General features: G+C 39.6%; 18 protein-coding genes and 1 tRNA gene. 9 read left to right on the forward strand and 10 right to left on the reverse strand.

Annotated elements, in window-relative coordinates; translation table 11 throughout:
- The first annotated feature begins 160 nt into the window (after positions 1 to 160).
- Positions 161 to 988 (forward strand): N-acetylmuramoyl-L-alanine amidase, encoded by an 828-nt coding sequence (locus ACLCDV_RS00270; RefSeq protein ID WP_317668965.1) that lies wholly within the window; start codon positions 161 to 163, stop codon positions 986 to 988.
- 76 nt (positions 989 to 1,064) lie between these two features.
- On the opposite strand, the gene idi is transcribed toward ACLCDV_RS00270, so the two are convergent.
- The 7 genes from idi to ACLCDV_RS00305 all read right to left on the reverse strand — a co-directional run bounded on the left by idi (position 1,065) and on the right by ACLCDV_RS00305 (position 9,571).
- Positions 1,065 to 1,604, reverse strand: a complete 540-nt coding sequence (gene idi, locus ACLCDV_RS00275) for an isopentenyl-diphosphate Delta-isomerase (protein ID WP_317668964.1) — start codon at positions 1,602 to 1,604, stop codon at positions 1,065 to 1,067.
- Positions 1,605 to 1,680: 76 nt separating this feature from the next.
- Positions 1,681 to 2,994 (reverse strand): nicotinamide mononucleotide adenylyltransferase, encoded by a 1,314-nt coding sequence (locus ACLCDV_RS00280; RefSeq protein WP_411972590.1) that lies wholly within the window; start codon positions 2,992 to 2,994, stop codon positions 1,681 to 1,683.
- A 79-nt stretch (positions 2,995 to 3,073) separates the two neighbouring features.
- Complete coding sequence (locus ACLCDV_RS00285) at positions 3,074 to 3,616, reverse strand: NUDIX hydrolase (RefSeq protein WP_317668963.1); 543 nt, start codon at positions 3,614 to 3,616, stop codon at positions 3,074 to 3,076.
- Positions 3,616 to 5,352 carry a phospho-sugar mutase gene (locus ACLCDV_RS00290; RefSeq protein ID WP_411972591.1) on the reverse strand — a complete coding sequence of 579 codons (1,737 nt, stop codon included), beginning with the start codon at positions 5,350 to 5,352 and terminating at the stop codon, positions 3,616 to 3,618. Before ACLCDV_RS00290 ends, ACLCDV_RS00285 begins: the two co-directional genes overlap by 1 nt.
- 32 nt (positions 5,353 to 5,384) lie before the next feature.
- Positions 5,385 to 6,068 carry a hypothetical protein gene (locus ACLCDV_RS00295; RefSeq protein ID WP_317668961.1) on the reverse strand — a complete coding sequence of 228 codons (684 nt, stop codon included), beginning with the start codon at positions 6,066 to 6,068 and terminating at the stop codon, positions 5,385 to 5,387.
- 17 nt (positions 6,069 to 6,085) lie between these two features.
- Positions 6,086 to 6,850 (reverse strand): enoyl-CoA hydratase/isomerase family protein, encoded by a 765-nt coding sequence (locus ACLCDV_RS00300; RefSeq protein ID WP_411972592.1) that lies wholly within the window; start codon positions 6,848 to 6,850, stop codon positions 6,086 to 6,088.
- 36 nt (positions 6,851 to 6,886) lie between these two features.
- Positions 6,887 to 9,571 (reverse strand): TonB-dependent receptor plug domain-containing protein, encoded by a 2,685-nt coding sequence (locus ACLCDV_RS00305; protein ID WP_411972593.1) that lies wholly within the window; start codon positions 9,569 to 9,571, stop codon positions 6,887 to 6,889.
- 123 nt (positions 9,572 to 9,694) lie between these two features.
- Between ACLCDV_RS00305 and purD the strand changes: the two genes are divergently transcribed.
- Complete coding sequence (gene purD / locus ACLCDV_RS00310) at positions 9,695 to 10,969, forward strand: phosphoribosylamine--glycine ligase (RefSeq protein WP_411972594.1); 1,275 nt, start codon at positions 9,695 to 9,697, stop codon at positions 10,967 to 10,969.
- 89 nt (positions 10,970 to 11,058) lie between these two features.
- Positions 11,059 to 11,130: transfer RNA gene (locus tag ACLCDV_RS00315), tRNA-Glu, on the forward strand.
- Between the two features lie 65 nt (positions 11,131 to 11,195).
- Here ACLCDV_RS00315 and ACLCDV_RS00320 read toward each other — a convergent pair.
- Genes ACLCDV_RS00320 through ACLCDV_RS00330 form a run of 3 tightly spaced genes read right to left on the reverse strand, consistent with a single transcriptional unit; the run spans position 11,196 to position 15,244 of the window.
- On the reverse strand, positions 11,196 to 12,725 hold the full coding sequence (locus ACLCDV_RS00320; protein ID WP_411972595.1) for a TlpA family protein disulfide reductase: 1,530 nt from the start codon (positions 12,723 to 12,725) through the stop codon (positions 11,196 to 11,198).
- On the reverse strand, positions 12,715 to 13,482 hold the full coding sequence (locus ACLCDV_RS00325) for a LytR/AlgR family response regulator transcription factor (RefSeq protein ID WP_411972596.1): 768 nt from the start codon (positions 13,480 to 13,482) through the stop codon (positions 12,715 to 12,717). The genes ACLCDV_RS00320 and ACLCDV_RS00325 overlap by 11 nt, the downstream gene beginning before the upstream one ends.
- Positions 13,483 to 13,486: 4 nt before the next feature.
- The gene (locus ACLCDV_RS00330; protein ID WP_317668955.1) at positions 13,487 to 15,244 is read right to left on the reverse strand and encodes a sensor histidine kinase; all 1,758 of its coding nucleotides are present in this window, start codon (positions 15,242 to 15,244) and stop codon (positions 13,487 to 13,489) included.
- Positions 15,245 to 15,888: 644 nt separating this feature from the next.
- Here ACLCDV_RS00330 and ACLCDV_RS00335 point away from each other — a divergent pair.
- The 6 genes from ACLCDV_RS00335 to ACLCDV_RS00360 all read left to right on the forward strand — a co-directional run bounded on the left by ACLCDV_RS00335 (position 15,889) and on the right by ACLCDV_RS00360 (position 25,151).
- Positions 15,889 to 17,340, forward strand: coding sequence for an IPT/TIG domain-containing protein (locus tag ACLCDV_RS00335; protein ID WP_317668954.1), 1,452 nt, complete (start codon positions 15,889 to 15,891; stop codon positions 17,338 to 17,340).
- 11 nt (positions 17,341 to 17,351) lie between these two features.
- Complete coding sequence (locus ACLCDV_RS00340; RefSeq protein ID WP_411972597.1) at positions 17,352 to 20,468, forward strand: SusC/RagA family TonB-linked outer membrane protein; 3,117 nt, start codon at positions 17,352 to 17,354, stop codon at positions 20,466 to 20,468.
- A gap of 10 nt (positions 20,469 to 20,478) precedes the next feature.
- A complete protein-coding gene (locus ACLCDV_RS00345) occupies positions 20,479 to 22,536 on the forward strand; it encodes a RagB/SusD family nutrient uptake outer membrane protein (RefSeq protein ID WP_411972598.1) in 2,058 nt (685 codons plus the stop codon).
- Between the two features lie 15 nt (positions 22,537 to 22,551).
- The gene (locus ACLCDV_RS00350; RefSeq protein ID WP_317668951.1) at positions 22,552 to 23,535 is read left to right on the forward strand and encodes a DUF4973 domain-containing protein; all 984 of its coding nucleotides are present in this window, start codon (positions 22,552 to 22,554) and stop codon (positions 23,533 to 23,535) included.
- A 56-nt stretch (positions 23,536 to 23,591) separates the two neighbouring features.
- Complete coding sequence (locus ACLCDV_RS00355) at positions 23,592 to 24,338, forward strand: aspartate/glutamate racemase family protein (protein WP_317668950.1); 747 nt, start codon at positions 23,592 to 23,594, stop codon at positions 24,336 to 24,338.
- A 99-nt stretch (positions 24,339 to 24,437) separates the two neighbouring features.
- Entirely contained in the window at positions 24,438 to 25,151 is a 714-nt protein-coding gene (locus tag ACLCDV_RS00360; protein ID WP_411972599.1) for a pirin family protein, read from the forward strand.
- The last annotated feature ends 8 nt before the right edge of the window (positions 25,152 to 25,159 follow it).

A 25,159-nucleotide genomic window follows, 5' to 3' on the forward strand; every position in this document is an offset into this window, starting at 1 on the left:
AAGCTCAAACATTGGTTTGGGCTTTTTTTTTAAAGCAGACGGTGTTGTTCCGAAATCTATACGAAAAGGATATTTGGAAATTATGTCAAACTATAGGACGAAGCTAATAAATTTGCTTTTGTTGGCAAATTTGCCTTAGTTTGTGCTGAAACATTTCAATATGAAGATACTCAAATTTTCCATCAATCTTTGTGTCGCAACAGCATTATTGGCTTCCTGTGCGGGAGGGAAATACGCAAAGACTGAAAAGGTATATAAAAAGCAAGCAAAAGAATTTTCGAAACTCTATAAACAATCGCCTGTCACCGGTCAATTGGAGCAGGTGAATGTCAAAGAACAACAATGGGTTGCTTCGATTAATTTCGGCATCCGTAAACCAAATTTTGTTGTCATTCATCATACTGCACAGGATTCTTTGGGACAGACCATCCGTACATTTCATTCCGCGAAAGCAGGTGTAAGTTCCCATTATGTGGTAGGTAGAGATGGGAAAGTCGTGCAGATGGTCAATGACCTCTATCGTGCACATCATGCGGGCTTGGGGAAATGGGGCAATGATACGGACCTCAATTCTTCTTCCATTGGCATTGAGCTCGACAATAATGGGACTACAGATCCTTGGACTGATGCCCAGATCAACGCCTTGACGCAGTTGTTGACTTATTTAAAAACGACCTATAGAATCCCACAGGCAAATTTTATTGGACATATGGATTTGGCACCAACCCGAAAAAATGATCCGTCACGTTTTCCTTGGAAAAAACTGGCTGATCAAGGATTCGGCTTTTGGTATGAGGACTATTTAGAGACGCCTCCAGCAGACTTTAACCCAAAAATGGCCTTACGTATTATCGGTTACGATGTCAGTAATCTCGATGCGGCAATAAAAGCTTTTAAGATTCACTACATTCAGCAGGACGTAAATACAGCCTTCATGAGTGAGAATGACCTTAAAATTCTGTATTCCATCTATAAAAAATTCTTATAGCGATCCGCTAAACCAAAGACAAAAAAAGATCCTGCTTTTTAAAAGGCAGGATCTTTTTTTGCACGGTACAAGATTGTTATAATTTGTTTTTATATATACTAAAGTAAGTATCAAAAGCACGTTGATAGATTAGTTTGAACCAAGGGGTAAACTGTTCGGGTGAATGTTGTATTTCATCTTGAATTTCCTGTTGATTCATATATTTTGTTGTGGCAACCTCTTCTTCGTTAATTTCTGGAGTTCCATTAAATTTTCCGAATAAGACATAATCGAATTCATGCTCCGTAAGCCCGTTATCAAATTGAGCTTTATAAACGAACGAGAAGACATCTTGAAGGGCTGTTGCAGTAATTCCCAATTCTTCCATTAAGCGCCTTTTGGCGGCTTCTATGTTACTTTCTTCTAGACGCTGATGCGAGCAGCAGCTATTGGTCCAAAGTCCGCCACAGTGGTATTTACTTAATGCTCTTTGTTGCAGGAGCAATTCGTCTTGGTCATTGAACAAAAATACACTAAAAGCACGGTGCAATAGCCCCTTTTCATGGGCTTCATATTTCTCCATGCTGCCAATCATCTTATCATTGCTGTCAACCAGTATGACATTCTCTTGCTTCATAAGGCACAAAAATAAATATAGCCCAATTTAAGAAAATTGGGCTATATAATAAATTTAAATTTTGGAGACGATCTGCTTATACGGTTTTTACAAATTTTTCGTCGTAATTTTCAATATCTATGATATAGCCGTTTTTAATTAAGAATTCAAATAAAGGTTTGGCTTCTTCAGAAACCGGCATATTGTGCGTTGTAATAATCTTATTTTCTTTTTTCAAGAGATAAGGATATGCGTAGAGTTTCACATTTTTATTGAACATCCCCGAAATATAGGAAAGAAGTTCATTGGTGTATAACTCTTTATTATAATTATCTGAATTGAAAATGTTCTTTAAATTGTAAACGTTGGTTGCAATACCAATGTTCTTAGGCTTAAAGTTGCTAATAAACTCTGCTAAATGATTATTTCTTCTAAAGTTGCTGACGATAATATTATTGCCTGTTGCACATAGCTCGTCAGCTCTTGAAGCAAATTCTTGCAGGTCTTCACCTGTAATTTCATGCGTATCTTCCAACACATTTCCCATCAGGACTTCAATTAATACAATGGTGTCTGCGTCAGTTGCACCCGTGTTTTTTTTGAACTGTTCAACGGCAAGATTGAAGAGGTCAAAGTTTGGAAGGGATTTTTGACGGTATTTGGTGCGAAGTAAAATAATGTTCTTTTTGTACAGATAATCTTTGATTTGTACCGCTTTACCATCAGGCTGGAATATTGCGGCTTTAGCAAATCCTTTTGCAATCAGGTATAAGTTAATGAGGCGTTGGTTGACATTTTCAAATAGAGGCCCGTTTAGTTTAACCAGGTCAATCTCAACGGAACCAACAGAAAGGTTATCGACCAATGATTCGATCATGGTCTGCACATTGTCTGTATAATAATAAGCCGCAAATAATAGGTTTACACCAATTATACCTAAAACCTTTTGTTGCAATTGGTTGTCGCTGTCTAGCAGTCTTACATGGACAATGATATCATTTGTAGGGCCTCCAACTTCATGTTGGAAGCGAAGTCCGATCCAGCCGTGAGGTTCATTTGTCTTGGTGAAATTGAGGGTTGTTACGGTATCTGCAAAGGCGAAGAATTTTTTGTTGCAGTATTTATCGCCATGAAGTCGTTGGGTAAGAAGATTGAATTCATGGGAGAGCATTTTCTTTAAACGTGTTCTGCTGACATAACGACCATCAGCCTCTTCACCATAAATTGCATCACTGAAAGCCATGTCGTAAGCTGACATTGTTTTAGCAATTGTGCCTGATGCTGCACCTGCGTTGAAAAAGTTACGTGCGACTTCCTGTCCAGCACCGATCTCTGCAAAGGTTCCATAAATCTCTGGGTTTAGATTTATTTTCAGGGCCTTTCGTTTGGTTTCAAAAATTTCTCTTGCCATGATGCAAAGGTACAAAAATCAGCAAGCTAGTGAAAATTAAAAGTATGAATGAAAAAAACAGAATAAAATTAGGCTTGTTTTATAACAAGCCTAATTTGTTGAAAGCATAGAATAGCGCACTAGCATGTAGTGCCTGACTGAATTTGTTGTCCAGCAACATGCTTTTTGCTTCTTCAAGCGGTATACGATAAACATCGATTTCTTCATGTTCATCTAAAGCCTGTTCCTGAACTTTTTTACCCCCCGTCATCAGATAGGTATAGGTAATATTGCCACTTGTCGCCGGGTTGGCATAAAGCGTGGCGATTTCTTCAATCTGATCAAATTGATAGCCTGTTTCTTCAAGCATTTCACGCACAGCAGCATGTTTGGGATCTTCTCCTGGTTCCGTTGTCCCTGCGGGAATCTCCAATGAAATAATGCCTGCTCCATGGCGGTATTGCTTAATGACGAGCAGTTCGTTCTGTTCAGTAATTCCGACCATATTTACCCAATCCGGATACTCCAGTACGTAATAATGGTCATTGATCCGTCCATCTGGAAGCTCACAAGTGTCTCTACGCAGGGTAGCCCAAGGCTCTTTACAGATATATTCAGAGGATAATCGTTTCCACTTTTCCATTAGTTTACAATATCTTTCATCATACGGCCTACTTTCTCTTCCAAAATAGCCTGTACACCGACATAATCAGCGGTGTCTTTTAAGCTTTCTTTTACAGAACAGTAGAATTTAATCTTGGGTTCCGTTCCCGATGGTCTGGCAGAAATCACGTCCCCATCTACGGTAATAAATTGTAAAACATCAGATTTAGGCAATGCAATCGCTCTTTGCTCTCCTGTACTCATATCTGTGGTTTGGGAAAGCTGATAATCCCTGATTTCTCTGACTTTAATTCCACCGAGTGTGGTTGGTAGATTATGACGTAAGCCATTCATCATGGCCTGAATTTCTTCGGCACCAGCCTTTCCTTTTTTGGTTAGGGAAATGAGCTTTTCTTGATAGCAGCCAAATTCTTTGTAGATATCTAATAGAACCTCGTAAACAGTTTTTCCTTTTGTTTTGAAATAGGCGGTCATTTCGGCAAGGAAAGCACAAGAATTTGGAGCGTCCTTATCCCGCACAAGATCACCAACAAGATAACCATAACTTTCTTCGCCACCGGCCAGATATTGCGCTGAATCGCCTAAACTAGTAATCAATTCACCAATATATTTGAAGCCTGTAAGTGTTTCATAATGCGTTACACCATAGTGATCTGCGATATCGGCTTGTAAATTACTGGTTACGATAGTTTTTACAATATATGGATTCGATCCGAGTTGTTTTAGTTCACTTTTTGCACTGAGGACATAGTATATCAATAAACTGCCGATCTGATTACCATTGAGTAGTTGAAACTGTCCCTTATTATTTTTTACGGCGATTCCTACACGATCGGCATCGGGGTCTGTCGCCAATACAAGGTCAGCATCAATTTCTTCCCCTTTTTTCTTTGCTAAAGCCATTGCATCTTCCTCTTCGGGGTTTGGATAGATTACGGTTGGAAAGTTGCCATCAGGCGTGGCCTGTTCAGCAACGACTGAAACATTTTCAAATCCCCATGCTGCTAGCATTTTAGGAACAATGGTAATTCCGGTACCATGTATTGGTGAAAAAACAATTTTCAAGTTTTTTTGAGCCCTTACCGCTTCCGGATGAATACTTAATGTCTTATTGGCATTGATATAGAGCTGATCGATTTCTTCCCCGACAGGAATGATATTTTGCGTATTCCCGTCAAATTTAATAGCGCTAACTGAGCTGATTGCATTTACTTCGTCGATTACATTTTTATCATGAGGTGCAGTCAGCTGGCAGCCATCGTTCCAGTAAGCCTTATAACCATTGTATTCCTTTGGGTTGTGTGAAGCCGTTAGCATAACACCGCTCTGACAGCCGAAATGGCGGATGGCAAACGACAGCATTGGGGTCGGGCGCAATGCGGTGAACAGATGTACCTTGATCCCGTTGGCGGCAAACACGTTGGCAACCAGCTGGCCAAATGCCTGCGAATTGTTGCGGCTATCATAAGATACCGCTACTTTAATCTCCTGATCTGGGAACTGTTTCTTTAGATAGTTGGCTAATCCTTGCGTGGCTTTGCCGATCGTATACTTATTCATCCGATTGGAGCCTACGCCCATAATACCCCTTAGGCCTCCAGTTCCGAACTCGAGATCCTTGTAAAAAGAATCTGTAAGTTCTGTCTCTTCATTATTGTCGATTAAATCCTGAACTGCCTTTCGAGTTCCTTCATCATAACTTGGGGTTAACCAATCTTCGATTTTCTTTTGTATGTCTTTATCTAAATTTTTCATTATCGTTAAGTTTGGCTAAAATGTACAAAATATTATGCGTCACATCCGGCATAAGCACGGTCTATAACTGTAATATACCATTTTTCTCCCTCTTTTGTCACATGAAAAACAAAGGGTTCTTCATGTTCATTGGAGGTCATAATGGCTCTATAACTTTTGGATTCTATATTTCTTAGTCGCTGTAATTCAGTATTACTAATTTTGGCATCAAGAATTTCATTCATGAACTTTGCTGTTTGCGATAGTTCATTAGGGCGGGACTTTTTATCATAATAGAATCCGGCTTTATCCCACTTCATCGTACCACAATCAAAAATAGGTAGTTTTCCGGACTTCAAAGGGCCCTTGTACGTTAACTTTTCATAAGAATGGTACTCTGGCACAGGTTTAGAAAAATTAAAGCTATTTTGGTGCACATAAGAGTCTAGCGCGCCGGGACGATAGATAATATAAATTCCCAATTTGGGCTGTACATAGGAATTTATTGTTTTACTGTCCTGTTCTGCATATGCCTTGGCAAGTTTCTCCAGTACCTCCTCCAGCGTTTCGGAGTTCTCTTTCTTTACTTCCTTTTCAGTCGTGTCACGTTTTTGAAGGGTATCCACAGGAATTGAATCCTGAATGATTTTTACAGCCTTATCCTCTTTTTTGCTATTTCTACAGGAGATCGTGCTAGCAGTGAGACAAATAAGAATAAAGAAAAAGAGATTTCTCATGATGATTTTGTTTAATATTACTTCTTTGATGTCAAGTTTTCAATGATTGACTTTAAAATAGAGCGTGTTGACGGAAGCCACCATTGTTCGAGGATGCGCTGTATTGTCTCTTCCCTATTCTCGCGCAATTTAAGGATTATTTCCTTTCGGAAGTTCAATTTGGATGTCTGCCAGGTCTTTTGGTTGAACTGCGTGATCTGTTTTATTTTTTTTGTTGCGGTATTGAAGAGTATATTGGCGGGAACAATGTCATCGATAAGACCCTGTGTTTTTGCTTCTACAGGAGAAAGCAATTTACCTTCGAGCAAATTCTGATAAGCATTCCGTTTTCCGATCCAAAACGCATAAAGCTGAAATATACTTTCAGGGACGATGAGTCTGACTGGAATTTCATTAAGGCCAATCACAAAATTCCCTTCGGCCATAATCCGATAGTCACAGCAGAGCGCCAGTACGCAGCCTCCAGCTGGGCTATGACCAGATATTGCGGCGACTATTGGTTTTGGAAAAGCCGCGAGTAATGATGTCGCTTCCAGGAATAAATTCCAGAATTCCCGAATTTGATCTTCATCGTATTGGAATAAGGTAATTAAATCGAGTCCTGCGCTAAAGAAATTTTCCTTGCCAATCAATATTGCACCATAAATTGCTTCATTTTGCTGGGAAGATTCCAGGGTGTCTATCAGCTCCTTCAATAGCTGAGTGTCGATGGCATTTGACTTCCCCCTGTCGAGGAAAATACTTAAAATATGATCTTCTATTTTGGTTTTAATATGTTCCATAACCTTGTCTTTAAATATAACGATTTGTTTGCGCTGCTATTGTGATTTTACCTCTATTAAATACTCCAGATGAGCAATTTTTCCATCCATGCTTATTCCCTCAACGGTTAGTTTGTAGGTCCCAGGTTCGTCAGAAGTAAAGAATTCGAAATGTGTTTTTCCTTCTTTCTGCGTGATCAGATTTGGTTCCCATGCAATTGTTGTCCGTAGATCGTGTGTAAGCTTATTTTGGACTGTGGTATCATATTGAGGTTTGAAAAAGGTTCGAGGTACATATAATCCTTTTGGCGTGATCGTTAGTATTCCTGTAGGGGTATAAGATGAGGAGATGGCATCTCCCGATTTACTGGTAATCACGATAACACCGTTGCCCCCATACATGCCATATATGGCCGTATTGCTTGCACTACGAAGAACCTCGATACTAGAAATATCCGCTACATTGATCATGCTTATTTGATCTGCTTCAATATACATCCCATCAAGAACAATTTGCATGGGACTTCCGCCGTTTAACCCCATGGATCTTGTGCTGTAAGGGACACCATTTCGAAACATGACACCAACTAATCTACCCGCAAGACACTGCTCCAGTGTCGTACAAGTGGAAAGGTCCTCGGCCGAAATCACCTGATCGGCATTTCCTGGGCCGTTGAGGTTTCTGGAGTTCTTGTCTGCCTTATTTGTTCGTACCCTATTGACCTGTACCTCTTCCAATCGAATGCTCTTCTGGATTATGCCCGCAGCTTCCAATTCGCCAAGGAATTTTTGGCTATTTTTTAGTTGTGTTAGTAGCGTGGTATTGATGTCGTTAATCAGCAAGGGTTGATCTTTACTCGGATTTGGAGGAGGAGTGAGTGCGTTGTCGATAACGATATCAACTCTTTTTTTCTCTTTGGGGCCATCACCTGTCACAATAAACTTGACACTATCTGCAAATAAAAGTTCGTCAAATGAAAATCGGCCATTATTGTCTGTCAGTGTATCCACACTCAGCAACATATTGCTCGTCGGTATCAGCGTTACTTTGGCATTTGGCACCACAGCCTTTCGGGCCGTTTTCTTGATTGTCCCAGCGATCGTAAGTCCTTTTTCAGGAAGGAACGAAGTTGTTGATGTACTGGTATAATTCTTCCAGTCCAACTTGCGCCAACCTTGGATCAACATAAGATTGTCCAGTTCTGTCAGTTTAATGTTCGTTAAATCCTCAAAGTAATAGTTGGGGCGTTCAATAAAGCCACGAAGATCAGATTTCAATAGGAGCTCCGAGACAATAGATGAATAATAACGATCTGTCGTGGAATCAACCTTGCTGAGGTTTACCACAGAGGCCGAGAGGGCTGCAAATCTCGACGTGTCACTATCGTCATATTTGACGGAAAGATCTGCCATCACTTTCTCGCGTGTTGTGAAGCTGGATTTGTTGAGTGCTACGGAAACAGGAAGTAAGGTCGATGTCGTATTGTAGTTAAACACCAATCTTTCCGCAATAGGAACCATTTGATCTGTTAAGATAGATAATTGTAAAACTCCAGAAGGTAGGTTTTTTTTGGGGATATTGAATAAGATGTCTGTGCCATTCAATTTCTGCTTTGCGGCATGGAATACAAGGCCGTTATATTGAGCTACCAGATATATATCTTTGCCGTTGACCAGATCCGCTGTCGCGGATAGTTGTGCTGCAATCTTATCCTTTAGTCCGGAATTTACCGTAAGAACATATCCGGAATTCAGCACTGGCGGTAAGGCTGTGCTCGTGGAAGACCCGTCTTCGAAAAGGGCTGTAGCGACGTATTTTTTTCCTGCCTGTAGGACGAGCGGGATACTTCCCATCCCCAGTGAATTTGTTTCAAAGTCCGCAATAGTCGTTTGATTTTCTTCCACCACGATTATTTTGGCTTTTTTCCCCAATCCAGCAGGAGTAAGGATTTTGAAACCTGTTTTGCATAATATGTTGCTGATCAGTTCGCCACTTTCGGGGAAAATTTGAATGCTATTTTGGCTTTTTGGATCGGGGATAACAAAACTTTTTAGGATACGTCTTTTATCCAAAGAAAGAAATTGTAAAGACAGTGTTCCACCTTTAAAGTCATCTTTCAATTCCAAAGCTATTGTTCCATTATCGTTTGATTTTAATCGGCCGGATTTTTCTTTATTATTGTTTGGTTGTAGGGTATAATTGATGCTGTTATTAATTAGCGGGGCTCCCTGAATGGTTTTGAGATTAATCTGGAACATGTTTTCTGTTCCGTTTTTGACCAGTTCACTTTTGGTTATGATATTATCGGATCGGCCATTCGTGATCGGAATAACGCGTTCATAAAAATTCGCTATAGAGTCATTTTGCATCCACCTGGTAAATGATCTAACGCGATAGGAGCCTTCTTCCAAGGTGTCCGGCAGATTGAAGTCGCCAATACTTAGACCGAGTGTAATTGGAATTTTGATACTTTTAATGATCTTATTGGTTGGAGAAATCAATTCGACATTCGCAATTTTACTCATGTTGCTCAAATAATTAAAAGGGGCGGTGCTGCAGTATAATTTAAACCAGATGGTTTCTCCAGCCGAATAATCATTTTTGTCCAAATGGAGATAGATTTTTTCCTTAATGTGCTGGCTATGGTAAGTATCCAGTTTCTGCAACGTCTGATCGATCTGGGCCGATGCCAACAAAGCGAATAGGAGGCAGTTTACTAAAAGCAGTAATTTAGGGTACATATGACTAATGTTTTATGAAAATTAGAAAATATTTTCCTTTAATCAATTTATAAATCAAAATATTAGTCTCATTTTAAACGATCTGATACCTTAAAATTAGCATAAAAAAAATATCTTTGTCTTATGAATATCCTAATAATCGGTTCAGGAGGTCGTGAATCAGCCTTCGCCTATAAGTTGTCGAAAAGTCCACGTTTAGATCAGTTGTTTATTGCTCCAGGAAATGCTGGAACAGGTGCGTATGGTCAGAATGTAAATATTAAAGTTACCGACTTTGCCGCTATTGCTACCTTCGTTTTGGAGAATAACGTGCAAATGGTGCTCGTTGGTCCAGAAGAGCCTTTGGTAAAAGGTATTCATGATTACTTTTTAAATCGGGAAGATTTAAAGCATATCCCCGTAATAGGGCCACAACAGGAGGGCGCTCAATTGGAGGGTTCGAAAGATTTTTCAAAGCAATTTATGGATCGCCATGGCGTACCTACAGCCGCTTCAAGGTCGTTTGATGTGACATCATTGGAAGACGGATTGGCTTACCTTGAAACGCAAAAATTGCCGATTGTGCTTAAGGCTGATGGCTTAGCAGCAGGTAAAGGAGTGTTGATCTGCGAGACGCTGGAAGATGCTAAAGCTGAGCTAAAAGCGATGATTGCAGATTCAAAGTTTGGAGAAGCTAGCCGGGTTGTGGTTGTTGAAGAATTTTTAAAAGGAATTGAATTGTCTGTTTTTGTTTTGACCGATGGTAATTCATATAAAGTGCTTCCTTCTGCAAAAGATTATAAACGTATTGGGGAAGGTGATACAGGCCTAAACACGGGTGGTATGGGATCTATATCTCCGGTTCCTTTTGCCGATGAGACATTTTTAAATAAAGTAGAAGAGCGTATTATCAGACCAACAGTTGAAGGACTTAAAAAAGATGGTATTCCGTATAAAGGATTTATTTTTATCGGTTTGATGAATGTGGAAGGGGAACCTTATGTCATCGAGTATAATGTTCGTATGGGGGATCCGGAGACTGAATCCGTATTGCCACGTATTGAATCGGATCTGTTGGATTTACTGGAAGGTGTTGCACAAGGCAATTTGGATCAACGTTCCTATACAGTATCTCCTAAAACAGCCGTGACGGTGATGTTGGTTGCCGGAGGTTATCCTGGAGATTACGAGTCGGGAAAAGAGATCGCCAATATTGAAAACGTGAAAGAATCCATCGTATTTCAAGCAGGTACGAAGGAGGTGGATGGTAAGATTGTTACTGCAGGCGGACGTGTAATTGCTGTTACTACATTGCAAGATACGCTGTTTGAAGCCCTTCAACAGGCCACAGCAGATGCTGGGAGGATCTATTTTGAAGGAAAATACTTCAGAAGAGATATCGGTTTTGACCTTATTTAAAAAATATTTAATTTTTTTTTTGGAATACTGATTTTAAGATCTATATTTGCAACTCCAAAAACAACAATGTTATTGGAGTTGCATAAAAAGGCCCGTTCGTCTAGGGGTTAGGACGCAAGATTTTCATTCTTGAAACAGGGGTTCGATTCCCCTACGGGCTACTAAAGATAAAACCTGCAAATATTTTTGCAGGTTTTTTTGTTTTTAATGAATGCTGGCGGTTACACTATAAGAGCTTTTGCTTTAGCAGATCCAAACTCAATCCCTGTATGCTCGAAATCGACTTGTAGTCATATTGACCTCTAGGGGTAAGTAGGATATATGAGGGGAACCCTCCTTTGTCGAAGATATTCATGATCTCAGTCACAACTTTTGAATCAACAAAAATATGTGTGCCCGGCTGATTTAATTCCAATACTTTATTTTGCCATTTTTGTTCATTTGATCCCGAGGAGGTACATAGATATACAAATTCAATTGGTAATTCGGCGACTTGTGATTCAGCATGTAATTTTTTACTAGAGGGCATAGCTTGAATGCATGGAATACACCAAGTCGCCCATAGATCAATAATAACCAATTTTTCTGCGAAGACAGCCTTTAATGTCTTAAGAAGGTCCTCTCCAGACTTATGTTGATCAATATAAAGACTGCTGCCAGAGCCCGTCTTTATAATTAATTTTCCCAAAGTAGAATTCTTAGGTTGAAGAATTGCAGATGCAGCACTGATAGAATCAATTTGAGCGATTTTTCTTGCTAATGCCTTAATTTGTGAATCTAAATAATCTTTGCTCCAATCAGTATGTAGCGTCGGTCTTAATTGTTCATAGAGCTTACATTGTTCTTTGATATCTCTATCTTCAAATTGTATCTTTAGCAAATCTGCATAAAAGGAGGGCAGCACTTCGTCGTAATATAACGCTAGATTTATGAAACTAAATTTTTTCTTTGTTTTCTTAAAGCCTACACCTTGCATGTAATAATTCAGAAACTGGAAGTATTCATGCGAATCATTTGATATGGAATAGACAGGAGTGAGCAATTCACTGATTGTATCTACTTGTATTGAATTCCGAAATAAATATTTAAGCTTCTTTGCGTAGTAGCTTGATTTTGTTTCCCCATCAATCAATGTTTGATAAGTGTTGCTAAATTCAGTATAAAATTTCTTATTGATCTGTTGTTGAAAGGCAAAAATGCTATCTAATTTTGCTATATAGTCATTATCTTCAGTAGCGAGTGAACTTATTTTACCGGAAAAATTTTCATTATATCTTTTATTGAACAGGATATACTCATTCATAATCCGATTTTTATCACCATCTTTTCCTCCGAATTTTAGCCCATCACCTGTCATATAAACAGGTTTCTTCTTTAATTTATCTAGATCAAAAGTGATTTCAAGGTATTCATCACTATAGAGGCAGGTATATACATAATCACCAAATGTAAACCAGATCTGACGATTTGGAAGTTTATCGGGTAATGTAATAAGAAAGGATCCATCTTGATCTAGCTTGATGTTATAGGATGATTGCATTGGATTTCCGATATTTACAAGACTGTACTTTATCTTTATTTCCTGTAGATCATTAGCGGACCAATTGACTACGCGACCCTTAATTTGAGGGTATGACCTTTTCAAAGAATATTGACTATAATTAGGGTCCGTTATTGGAAAATCATCCGATTTCGTTTGCCCTAAGGTTCTTAAAGGGATAATAAACATGAGTAGGTAAAATAGATTAATTTTCATAATTTGTTTTTGATTTACTTAAAATCCGAAATACGTATTCCTTCTTTTGTCTTGCGATAGGCACTATTGAATTATCTTTCATTAAAATATAGGCGGATTGCGCCTTGTTGATCGATAAAATATGTTCTGAATTTATAAGATGGCTTTGATGTGTACGGATAAAACCGTATGCATACAACATATCATCATATTCTTTAAGTGTCTTACTGATAATGATCGGTCTACGGTCAGTAAGATATATTTCTGTGTAATTATTGTCTGCCTTACAGCGGATGATATTCGAAATAGAAACATATAGCGTTTCTCTTCCTGAAGGCAGAGCTATTTTGTGGGTCTTTCGCTGTTTGTTCGTAAGATTTTGAATCAGGTTTTCTAGACTTAAATTGTATTTTTTTAATTTAATTTTCGATATGGCTTTCTCTAATGCAGTTTCTAACTCGATAAAATTAAGTGGCTTTAAGAGGTAATCCAATGCTGAAAATTTAATTGCCTGAATACCAAATTTGTCATAAGCTGTGACGAAAATAACTTCGAAATCTCTGTTCTCTAGCGCTTGTAATAAATCAAAGCCATTTTTATCTGGCATTTGGATATCAAGAAAAACCAATTCAGGTTTTTGATCATTAATCAAAACAGTTGCCTCTTCAGCGTTTATTGCGGTGCCTACTAAATGTAAAATACCCTCAAATTTATCTAAGTATCTTTTTAATATCTCGATGTTGTTGATCTCATCGTCTACAATTATATAGTCAATCATGGTATTACATGTTAGTTATCCAATGGGAAATGACAATACAGATTTCTGTAATGTTTGAACTTGCTGTGATTTGTATTTGGAAGGAGTTTTCAGGATAAAGCTGTTCCAAAAGAGCCAATCGTTGTTTTGTTAATCTTAGGCCATACCCACCGGAGGCTTCGGTGGTCTCCGAATTAAATTTCGCTCCGTTGTCAGCTACGCCGAGTACTAGATCCTGCCCTTGTTGGTCGATTGTGATCACAATTCTTCCCTTAGAACCTAGCGTTGAAATGCCATGTTTTACAGCATTTTCTACAATTGGCTGAAGTAATAAGTTTGGAATGTCAATCAAATCGTTATGGATTTTTAAATTATTCAATATGTCATACTGGAACCCAAATCTCAATTGCTCCATCTGTAAGTAGTCATCTAGTAATTGGAGCTCTTCGCTGAGTGTATTCATTTCTTTTTCGGCATTCTCTAAAGTGGCCCTGGTTAATGAAGAGAATTTAGTCAGGTAATGATTGGTCCCTTTGAAGTCATTTTTTTGGATTAAGTTCTGTATAGAGTTAATGGCATTAAACATAAAATGAGGATTTAGTTGAGATTGTATATTTTTGATTTGAAGAGTAAGCGTTTGTCGTTTTTGCTCAACCTTTGCAAGACGTTTACGCGTTCTATATCGAAGTGTAAAAAAAACAATCGCAATGACTGTTAGGCTAATGAGAGTTGTCGGCCATAAGACGGGCCAGAGTGTGGAGGAAAATTGTTGTGGAGCCTGAACAATATGATAGGGTATTCTCAGAATCTCATTGGTATTATAGGTATTAATGTCCCCTGTTTTATGGATCAGCAATTCGTATTCCCCTATTTCATTCAGATATTTATTGGACACTTCAAAATTTTTAGCTTGTGTCCACCATTCAAGCTGAATGGTGTCAGCGCCGTTTTTTATCTTTTTGATCAATTGGATGGAATAAGGAGTCGTAGCATGGTTCTCAAATTCGAGATTCAGCGAAGTAATACTGTCTTTATTGAAAGTAAGATCTAACGGCGCGCCGGTATATTCGTCGTATTGATGTACATAACCTTTATTAAATGATCGATCGAGCAGATTGAAATAACCATATTCACTCGGTCCACGAGCAATGATTTGCTCGAGTATAGGGCGCTTGTTTTTCCGCCAATCCAAGATGTAGCCGTCTCTAATGCCGTAAATTTTCCTGTGTCTGACCTCAACTAAAATTAACTTTCCCGGATAATTGAATGTGCCAATTGAGCCATAGGGGACTTTGGCGCCATACTTCATAGAAAGTGTGGAGATAGGAGTCCAAGGTGTGAGTTCGATGCTATCATTTTCTACAACTCGATAAAGAAAATCCTTATAATTGTCCTTGTTGATACCCATAGCTATGATTGTAGCATCAGAACTGTCTGGTATAAAATAGCTATGATAGGTCTTAGAAAGATTTTGAACCTTAGGCGAGATAAAGTTTTTAAGCTTCGGGTTTAGTTTTATGCCTAAAAGAATCGGTGAATTAGGCATTTGCTTTAAGCCTTTGCCCGGCAGTGTTTTGTTGTTGTCAAAGTCCTCGAAGATATGCGATATATATTTATCAGATATTACAAAGACAATATCGCTTCTTACCATCATCCGCTTATCTGTAGAATAGCCATTAAAATGAAAATTTTCTCCAAAATAATAGTCATTGCCCTGAGAGTCTTGTGCTGAAGCGCTGAAAATGTGAATGAATAAAAATATTAAAAGCAACCTTTTCATCATTTATAGTTTATAAACCGAAAGTCCTCAAAATATATTGAAACTGCGAATAAGATTGAGGGATTGGAATGATTTGCTGAGTATTTGGAAAATAAACAGTTCAATAGCATCACTTTATTGATACAAATAAGCAGTTTATTGAGATAATTTTATAGTATCAGAATCTTTACAATCCCTAAATTTGAGTAATCAATTATAGAAAGAAAACCTTAGAGAAGCATTTAGAACGTCAAGATAAAATTTATCCATTCATTTCCTCGGTAAAAAGAAGAGCAGACAAACCGTCGAAATGAAAAAGGATTAAGGTCGACAGCTATTGTGAGTTTAAAACAGAAAATAAGTAGAAAAGTAATTTTAAAACCGGAAGACTTTGAAGCAATTGTCCTAAAGTCTTTTTTTAGCTAAAGATAGCTAATACCATTTAGCTATATATAAAAGTAACCAATTATGTGGAAATTAAAACCAAGCGTTCGCTCTATGATGAGACGGGTGTCAATTCGTTCATCCTAAAAATTATCCGATGAAATTGCTGTTATGCTGACGAAATTTTAATGGATATCACGCGATCAATGAGTTTGGGATTCACTGACGGTGATATAGTAACATTTATAGAATAAATTCTAACCAATTAAATAAACCTTATGATAATGAAACAAATAGCGACTAATAGTTGGTCTGTAAATCGGATGATTTGGGCCGTTATGGTGCTTATTTTGGGCATTGGAGGCTGTAAGAATGACAATCTTGGCAGTATTCCAGAAGGTGTGCCCTTTGATCCATCGCAACCTGTGATCGTTTCTGATTTCGCTCCCAAATCAGGAGGCATGGGGCAACGACTTGTAATCTATGGAAAAAACTTCGGCAACGACCCAAAAAATGTGGCTGTTTTTATTGGCGGGAAAAAGGCTGTTGTCATTAATGCTCTAGGGGAGTCGCTCTATTGTCTTGTGCCCAAACAGGCTTTCAAAGGTGATATTGAGGTGCGTGTTGGGGGCGAGGCCAAACCTGTCATCGGCAAGGCGGAAGCACCTTTTGATTATCAGCGTAAACTTGTTGTATCAACCTTGGCTGGTTATAGAAATTCACGTGGTGATGAGCCTTGGAAAGACGGAAAGTTTAAAGATAATGACCAAAACAAAATGGCCAGTGGTTTTTGGCTTTCTTCCTTCATGAAGTTTGATCCCCTTAATCCAAAGCATCTTTGGGTCACTTTTGATAATAATAATGGCCTTTATCTGATTAATTTCGAGGATAGTACCATCACAAAAAAACGTTCTGACTTTGATCGTCCGCGTAGTGTTGACTTTTCTTTAGATGGCAACTATATGATTGTGGCCCAAGATCGCGGTGGAGAAAATGATGAATCTACCTTATTATTTTCGCGCGCAAGAAATTTTCTGGATAAAGAAGTCCTGACACGAAGTAAACAATGTAATGGCGCTTCGATTCATCCGGTCAATGGTGAAATGTACTTTAATAGTTATGCGAAAGGGGAGTTTTACCGTTTTGACTTGAATCAATATTTCGTAGATAAAACGACTAAATCAGAGTTTCTTTACGTTATTCAGGATCCGGAATGGGAGTACCGCGCATTAATTCATCCGAGTGGAAATTACGCTTATATTTTAGTCATCAACCAGGGCTATATTATGCGTGCCGATTACAACTGGGAGAAAAAAAGGTTTAACCAGCCTTATCTTGTTTGTGGGAAAGTAAGGGAATCGGGTTACAAAGATGGTGTTGGTTCCTCCGCTCGTGTCAATCAACCTTATCAGGGGGTGTTTGTAAAAAATCAAGCCTATGTATTAGCAGGTAAGCCAGATCAGTATGATTTCTATTTTACAGACCTCATGAATCATGCGATCCGTGTGCTTACACCGGAAGGGGCTGTAACAACATTTGCTGGTAGGGGAAGCTCAAGTCTTAACAACAACCCTTATGGTTATGTCAATGGTGACTTGAGAGAAGAGGCGAGGTTTGACCGACCGTCGGGTATCGCATACAACGAGAAAGAAGGTGCTTTTTATATTGGGGATCGCGAGAATCGACGTATCCGCAAAATAGCATTGGAAGAAATGGATGAAAATAACCAAGATTAACCTGTGATAAGATGATGAATAAAATAGTACTTACCTGTATGTTACTCTTCTGTGCCACTTTCGGTGCACTGGCACAGGATATTTTGGAAGTAACGGGTGTTATTGTTGATGCGCAAAAAACACCAATTGTTGGTGTCAGCATCTTTGTTAAGGATGCGCCGGGTTTGGGAACAACAACTGATAATAAAGGAACTTATAAGATCAAAGTGGAGCGTTACAAGACGCTCGTGTTCTCTTCAGTCGGTTATAAAAGGCAGGAAATACTTGTGAAAGATAATCGCATAATCGATGTTACACTTAAAGAATCAGAGACCAGTGTGCTCGATGAAGTTGTCGTAACGGGTACAGGCACACAAAGAACACTGACATCTACTGCTGCAACCAGTAGTGTTGATGTCGGCACTATGAAAGGAAATCCAACGTCGAGCATAAGTAATGCATTGATTGGAAATGCACCCGGAGTTTTAGGGATGATGCAGTCCGGCCAGCCGGGGAAGAATATTACCGAGTTCTGGATCCGTGGTATTTCTACCTTTGGTGGAGGAGCGTCGGCTCTTGTATTGGTTGATAACATTGAACGCGATATTAACGATATAAATATTGAAGATATTGAGACCATTAATATCCTTAAAGATGCCGCTGTAACGGCAATCTATGGTTCGAAAGGTGCAAATGGTGTCGTTTTGATCACAACCAAGCGCGGTAAAGACGGTAAAATCAATATTAATTTCAAAGATGAAAATATTTATAATACACGTACCATTACACCTGAATTTGAAGACGGTGTTACCTATGCCAATCTCCTGAATGAAGCGCGTATTACGCGGAATTTTGCTCCAATTTACCAACCTGAGGAATTGGAAATATTGCGCTTGGGACTGGATCCTGACCTTTACCCCAATGTCAACTGGAAAGATTTATTGCTCAAAGATGGAGCGATGACTTATCGTGCCAATCTGAATATGACAGGTGGTGGGGCGACAGCGCGTTATTTTCTGTCTGGAAGTTATATCGATGAAGGCGGGATGTACAAAACGGACGAAACGTTACGGAACGATTATAATACGAATGCAAATTACAAAAGGTATAATTACCGCCTGAATACAGATATCAATGTAACCAAAAGTACGGTCTTAAAAATAGGCGTTGCCGGCTCCCTTGATAAAAGGAACAGTCCGGGGTTGGGAGATAATGATTTTTGGGGTGTATTATTCGGTTATTCGCCAATCCGTACGCCAGTGATGTACTCGAATGGTTATGTTCCAGCAATCGGTACAGGAAATCAGACCAATCCTTGGGTCGTTGCTACGCAGACCGGGTATAATGAAAATTGGCAAAACAAAATACAGACAAATATCTCTATTGAGCAAAATTTTGATTTTATAACCAAAGGATTGCGATTTAGGGGAATTATTGGTTACGATACAAATAATGATAATAGTATTTCCCGTCGAAAATGGCCTGAACAATGGCGGGCTGAACGAGCAAGGGATGAGAATGGAAATTTGATCTTCACGCATATTTCCAACCCGCAGGAGTTGTATCAGGCTAGTAGTGCAAGTGGCGAAAGGCGCGAATTTTATGATATGATGTTTAACTATGACCGCAGTATAGGAAATCATAATATTGGTGCAGTTGCCCGTTTTACGCGCGATGCGCTTATTCGGACAGTTAATCTTGGCGATGATATAAAAAATGGTATAGCAAAAAGAAATCAGGCCCTAGCCGGCCGCCTAACCTATAACTGGAAATCACGTTATATCGCCGATTTTAACTTTGGATATAATGGTTCGGAAAACTTTGCTCCGGGTCGACAATATGGTTTTTTCCCGGCGGTTTCAGCAGCCTGGAATATTGGCGAAGAACCCTTTGTGAAGGAAAATATTTCCTGGATGAACATGTTTAAGATTCGGTATTCCTGGGGTAAGGTAGGTAACGATCAATTAGCCGGAGGAGCACGATTCCCTTATTTATCTACAATTAGTGAAATCGGACATTTTAACAATGAAGGTATTTGGGTTCCTGAAGGCGGTTATCAATGGGCGGATTACGGCTTCAATCGATACTATGGGGGAATGAAATACAGTCAGGTATCCTCATCAAATGTGACCTGGGAGATGGCAACCAAGAAGAATCTGGGTTTTGACCTAGCACTCTTTAAAGATAAGATCATTGCTAATTTGGATTTCTTTAATGAAAAACGTACTGGCATATATATGGCACGAAATTATCTGCCGGCGCTGGTCGGATTGGAGTCCGTACCAAGCGCGAATGTGGGAGCGGTAAAGTCAAAAGGTTTCGATGGTCGTCTATTGTATAATCAGAAATTGGGGGAAGTGAATTTAACTGCCAGAAGTAATATTATCTATAGTAAAAATGAAATTACAGAGATCGATGAGGAATACAACGTGTATGGTTATCAAAACCAAAAAGGATATCGGGTGGATCAGGCGAAAGGGCTCATAGCTTTGGGATTGTTTAAAGATTATGATGATATACGTAATAGTCCCAAACAAACATTTGGTACTTATCAGCCGGGAGACATCAAATATAAGGATGTGAATGGCGATGGTATCATAGACGACGGTGACCGTGTTGCTATAGGTGCTACGCGACGTCCTAACCTGGTTTACGGTGTGGGGGCATCAGCGAGCTGGAAAAATCTTGATATCAGTGTTCATTTCCAAGGATCTGGTAAATCGACTTTCTTTACTTATGGAAAGACTGTCTATGCTTTTAGCGAAGGGGAATGGGGACAAGTATTGAAAGGAGTAATGGGCGATAACCGTTGGATTTCATCAGATATATCTGGCGACCCATCAACAGAAGATCCCAATGCTTCTTATCCAAGATTAAGCTATGGCGCAAATCCTAATAACTTTAGGGAGTCAACATTTTGGTTGAAGAATGGTCAATATCTTCGTTTGAAAACTTTAGATATTGGGTATACGTTGCCAAAACAATTAACCAATCAGATTAAGATTAATAGCATTCGTTTGTTTTTAGTTGGTTCAAATTTGCTGACCTGGTCTAAATTCAAGCTTTGGGATCCGGAATTGGCGACTCCAAGGGGCGAAGATTATCCATTGCCTAAGTCGTTTACATTTGGTATCAATGTCAACCTTTAAATTAAAAAAGATGCAAAGAAATAAAATATGCATTGCAATGCTGCTTGTGTTGGGAGCAAGTTTTGCTTTGTCCTGTAAAAAGGATTATCTGAAGTCCGACCAATATTTTAAGGATCGGCTTAACATAGAGAAGACCTTTAAAAGTAAAGTATATTCAGAGGAATGGTTGGCGCATGTCTTTGAAGAATTCCGGGGCGAAAATGCAGATGTTGCCAGTAAGGGGAATACGCCTCATTGTTTCGCAGATGATATGTATTATGGTGACCGGGATCGGGATTACGATCCTTCAAAAAATGAATTGTCCTACAATATGTTCAAAATGGGGCAGTACACCGAAAATGATAAGCAAGGAACATGGACTCAATCTTATCGCGGAATTCGCAATGCATCAACCTTTATTCAGAATATTTATATGAATGGCGAGATGTCTGCAGCTGAGATCTCAGACTATCGGGGACAGGCGCGTTTTGCAAGAGCTTATCTTTACTGGTTGTTACTCCGGAAATACGGCCCGGTTCCTTTATTGCCTGATGAAGGGTTAGATTATACCGAGAGTTATGATGATCTGGCAATCCCGCGAAGTACCTATGAGGAATGTGCAACCTATATAAGCGATGAGCTGTTACAGGCGGCCAAAGAAATGGAAACCTTGGGGATGAAGCGTGGGCAGGACGGTTCCGCACGGCCAACTGTTGGTGCTGCATTGGCTGCACGTGCCAAAGTACTACTGTATGCGGCAAGTCCATTGGCTAATGGCAATAATTCAGGGTATGCGGCACTGTTGGTAGATAAACAGGGTAAACGATTACTTTCAGCAGACTTCAAGGAAGAGAAATGGGCCAAAGCTGCTGCTGCTGCCCGAGATGTGATCGAACTAGGGGTGTATAAACTTTATACAGCGCCTTTTCAGGAAACAGGAGGCGATGCGACAGTAAAACCACCTGAGGATCATAATTTTTCCGATAAAAACTGGCCGGAAGGATGGGCAAATATTGATCCAATGAAATCCTATGCACAGGTCTTTGACGGTACATTATCTGCCTCGGGTAATCCTGAGCTTATATTTACACGTGGTAGTAATCAGCCCAATGAGGGGATTGACCAAATGGTTATCCATCAGTTGCCACGCTCTGCAACAGGGTGGAATACACATGGGCTTACGCAGAAACTGGTCGATGCTTATTACATGAATGATGGGACTGATGTACCGGGTAAAGATAAAGAGATAGGACGTGGTAATGGCTCTAACAGAAGTATGGGATATGTTACCCAGGAGGATTATGATGCAAAAAGATATAGACCATTACGCCCTGGCGTGTCCCTGCAATATGCAAATCGTGAGCCTAGGTTTTATGCGTCCGTTTCGTATAGTGGTAGTTTTTGGACTTTGCTCAATGAAACCAAGGAAGAAAATCGCAATAAACAAATTTTTTATTATAGTGCAGATCCAAAAGGCAATGGTTTTAACTCGGCCAATGGATATTGGTTACGCACAGGATTTGGGGTTAAAAAATTTGTTCACCCAAGTGATACTTATGAGGGCGGTGTGGGATCGCGTGTCGTCCCCAAAGCAGAACCCGCGATACGTTATGCCGATATACTACTGATGTATGCCGAAGCATTAAATGAACTAAGTAGTTCTTTTACGATTCCGTCCTGGCGAGGTGGAAGTTATACGATAAACCGCGACATCGCTGAAATTAAAAAGGGTATTCAGCCTGTTCGCATTCGGGGTGGAGTTCCTGATTATTCCGCGAGTGTATACGGAAGTAAGAATGAATTACGTAAGTCTATAAAGCGTGAACGGTTTATAGAGCTTATGGGTGAGGGACAACGCTACTATGATTTGCGTCGTTGGATGGATGCTCCGGTTGAAGAAGCTTTGCCGGTTTATGGGTGTAATGTCTTGATGAATGAAAAAGAACGTGATCTTTTCTACCAACCAGTCGCGATCTGGACATTGAAAACGATCTTTGCGGATAAAATGTGGTTCTGGCCGATTAGCCATACGGAGCTTAAACGCAACAAGAATTTAACACAAAACCCTGGTTGGACTTATAACGATTAATCAACTATGCAATTTATGAAAAAGTCATCTATACAGCTTTTGTTCCTGATGGTGTTATTCGTTTGTAATGCTTGCAACGATGAATGGAAAGAGGAACAATTTGAACATTACGTTTCATTTAAAGCCCCTCTGGAAAATGAGGGTGTAGCAAATATTTATGTCCGTTATAAAGAGGGGCAAAAAACTACATTTCTACAGCCGTTGGAAGTAAGTGGATCGACCACAAATAATACGGACCTTTCAGTACGTGTTGCGGTAGATCCGGACACATTGGGCATACTGAATTATGAGCGTTTTCAGACTAGAGAGGACTTCTACTACAAACAGCTGAATAACAGTTATTTTTCAATTCCCCAGACCGTGAATATTAAGTCAGGAGAAAACACGGCATTAATGGCGATTGATTTTTCGCTTAAAGGGATTGATATGGCCGAAAAATGGGTGCTGCCACTGACTATTTTAGAGGATCCGGCGGCCAAATACAAAATAAACCCCAGGAAATACTATAAGAAAGCATTGCTGCGTGTAAATCCTTTCAATAATTATTCAGGTACTTACAGTGGGACAGCCCTAAAAGTTGTGATGGATGGGCATGAAAGTGAGACTCCGATCGTCAAGAGTCAAATAAGAAGCTACGTGGTTGATGAAAACACAATTTTCTTTTATGCAGGGAACATTGACGAAGATCGTAAAGACAGGAAAAATTATAAAGTATTTGCAACGTTTAATGAAACAGGAGGGGTTACATTTCGGGCTGAAAATCCAAATATGAAATTTGCTGTTAAAAAGGATGCAAGTTATACTGTTTCTGAACAGATGGATGCTGTACGTCCATACCTATTGCATCGTTATATTACGGTAAATAATGTGGATTATGAATTTACGGATTATACCTTGGTTTCAACGACAGCCATTAAATTTAAGGTTTCGGGCTCATTGATCTTGGAACGGCAATTGAACACGCAGATTCCTGACGAAGATCAGTCCATAGAATGGTAATTTCTACAAACCATTTGTAAGGCTATTGGTTATATCTATGATATAAAAATAGTTTTATGATTGGAATAGTAGGTGGACTAGGCCCTTATGGCGGCTTGGATATTACAAAGAAAATTATAGATGAGACGGCGGCAAGATCCGATCAGGAACACTTGCCGCTATTGTTATTCTCATGTCCAAATTTAATCCCTGACCGAACGGCGTATTTATTGGATAAATCCAAGGTTAACCCTGGTAAAGCTATCGCTGCAATTTTAAGGCAGCTTGAAATGGCCGGTGCGACCATTGCGGCGATTCCGTCCAATACGGCACACGCAGAACCTATTTTTTCTGTTGTTCAAGATGAGATGGCTCGTATGGGGAGTGCGTTGAAAATAGTGCATATCGTTCATGAAACGGTCCGGTTTGTGGACGAAAACTATCCCGATACGGCAGTAGGTATTTTGTCTACTGCTGGCGAGCAGATCTGCAGTTTATATCGGGAAGCATTTATTCGAAAAGGTTTCGTTGTTGTCGAGCCAGAAGGGGCGCAGCAAGAAAAGGTAAATAATGCAATCTATGATGCGGACTATGGCATAAAAGCACAGCCGGTACCGATCGCGAATAAAGCAAGGGAGGATTTATTGTTGGTCATCGATGACCTGAAGAAAAAGGGTGCACAGATCATTATTTTGGGTTGTGCAGAGTTGCCTTTAGCTATTCCGGAACGGGATTATAATGGTATGATTGTTATTGATCCGAATAGAATTCTTGCGCGTGCACTCGTTCATTCGCTTGCTCCAGATAAATTAAAGCCACTATAGTCCTCTCTTTTGACAAATTGTCAGATTTTGGGTTTATATTCCTGTTGGTATGGGTTTTGTCTCCTGATAGTTAGAAGCTTATGCAGTAAGGAGGACAACATGCAAAAGATTATACATCGGGAAAGTGATCGTGGCCACGTCGATTTCGGCTGGCTGAAAAGTGCGCATTCATTCAGTTTTGGACAGTATCTTGATCCCGAAAGGATGAATTTTGGTGCCCTGAGGGTATTGAATGATGATCAGGTGGAAGGTGGTCAAGGTTTTGATCGGCATGGACACGACAATATGGAAATTGTTAGCATACCACTGGAGGGGGCACTGGCACATCAGGATAGTATGGGCAATGGCCGTACGATCCAAACAGGTGATGTGCAGATTATGTCTGCAGGTACCGGGGTGCAGCACGCCGAGTTTAATAGCGATCAGAAGGATCTTGTTAAATTTCTACAAATTTGGGTAATCCCCAACGAAATAGGGTTGGAGCCCAGATACGATCAGAAATCCTACCTTCAATTAGATCGGCACAATAAATTTGCAACGATTGTTTCTCCGGATAAAATGGATCACAATGCTGTACACATACATCAGGATGCATATTTTAACTTGGCAGACATAGAGGCGGGTAAAAAGATACAATATACCGTTCATTCAGAGAAAAATGGGCTTTATCTTTTTGTTTTGGAAGGAAAGATCGCTGTAGCAAATGAAATGCTTTCAAGAAGGGACGCCATTGGTTTATACGAAACAGAAAAAATAGCGATTGAAGCTTACTATGATACATCATTACTGCTAATTGAAGTACCAATGTATTAGGTCGAAGA

Origin of the sequence: Sphingobacterium sp. Lzh-3, from assembly GCF_046764375.1 — a bacterium.
Classification (GTDB): Bacteria; Bacteroidota; Bacteroidia; order Sphingobacteriales; family Sphingobacteriaceae; genus Sphingobacterium.

What these genes read in the sequence shown, in the direction of transcription:
- ACLCDV_RS00270 (WP_317668965.1), top strand. Translation starts at nt 161, where the DNA reads ATGAAGATACTCAAATTTTCCATCAATCTTTGTGTCGCAACAGCATTA.
- idi (WP_317668964.1), bottom strand. Translation starts at nt 1,604, where the DNA reads ATGAAGCAAGAGAATGTCATACTGGTTGACAGCAATGATAAGATGATT.
- ACLCDV_RS00280 (WP_411972590.1), bottom strand. Translation starts at nt 2,994, where the DNA reads ATGGCAAGAGAAATTTTTGAAACCAAACGAAAGGCCCTGAAAATAAAT.
- ACLCDV_RS00285 (WP_317668963.1), bottom strand. Translation starts at nt 3,616, where the DNA reads ATGGAAAAGTGGAAACGATTATCCTCTGAATATATCTGTAAAGAGCCT.
- ACLCDV_RS00290 (WP_411972591.1), bottom strand. Translation starts at nt 5,352, where the DNA reads ATGAAAAATTTAGATAAAGACATACAAAAGAAAATCGAAGATTGGTTA.
- ACLCDV_RS00295 (WP_317668961.1), bottom strand. Translation starts at nt 6,068, where the DNA reads ATGAGAAATCTCTTTTTCTTTATTCTTATTTGTCTCACTGCTAGCACG.
- ACLCDV_RS00300 (WP_411972592.1), bottom strand. Translation starts at nt 6,850, where the DNA reads ATGGAACATATTAAAACCAAAATAGAAGATCATATTTTAAGTATTTTC.
- ACLCDV_RS00305 (WP_411972593.1), bottom strand. Translation starts at nt 9,571, where the DNA reads ATGTACCCTAAATTACTGCTTTTAGTAAACTGCCTCCTATTCGCTTTG.
- purD (WP_411972594.1), top strand. Translation starts at nt 9,695, where the DNA reads ATGAATATCCTAATAATCGGTTCAGGAGGTCGTGAATCAGCCTTCGCC.
- ACLCDV_RS00320 (WP_411972595.1), bottom strand. Translation starts at nt 12,725, where the DNA reads ATGAAAATTAATCTATTTTACCTACTCATGTTTATTATCCCTTTAAGA.
- ACLCDV_RS00325 (WP_411972596.1), bottom strand. Translation starts at nt 13,482, where the DNA reads ATGATTGACTATATAATTGTAGACGATGAGATCAACAACATCGAGATA.
- ACLCDV_RS00330 (WP_317668955.1), bottom strand. Translation starts at nt 15,244, where the DNA reads ATGATGAAAAGGTTGCTTTTAATATTTTTATTCATTCACATTTTCAGC.
- ACLCDV_RS00335 (WP_317668954.1), top strand. Translation starts at nt 15,889, where the DNA reads ATGAAACAAATAGCGACTAATAGTTGGTCTGTAAATCGGATGATTTGG.
- ACLCDV_RS00340 (WP_411972597.1), top strand. Translation starts at nt 17,352, where the DNA reads ATGATGAATAAAATAGTACTTACCTGTATGTTACTCTTCTGTGCCACT.
- ACLCDV_RS00345 (WP_411972598.1), top strand. Translation starts at nt 20,479, where the DNA reads ATGCAAAGAAATAAAATATGCATTGCAATGCTGCTTGTGTTGGGAGCA.
- ACLCDV_RS00350 (WP_317668951.1), top strand. Translation starts at nt 22,552, where the DNA reads ATGAAAAAGTCATCTATACAGCTTTTGTTCCTGATGGTGTTATTCGTT.
- ACLCDV_RS00355 (WP_317668950.1), top strand. Translation starts at nt 23,592, where the DNA reads ATGATTGGAATAGTAGGTGGACTAGGCCCTTATGGCGGCTTGGATATT.
- ACLCDV_RS00360 (WP_411972599.1), top strand. Translation starts at nt 24,438, where the DNA reads ATGCAAAAGATTATACATCGGGAAAGTGATCGTGGCCACGTCGATTTC.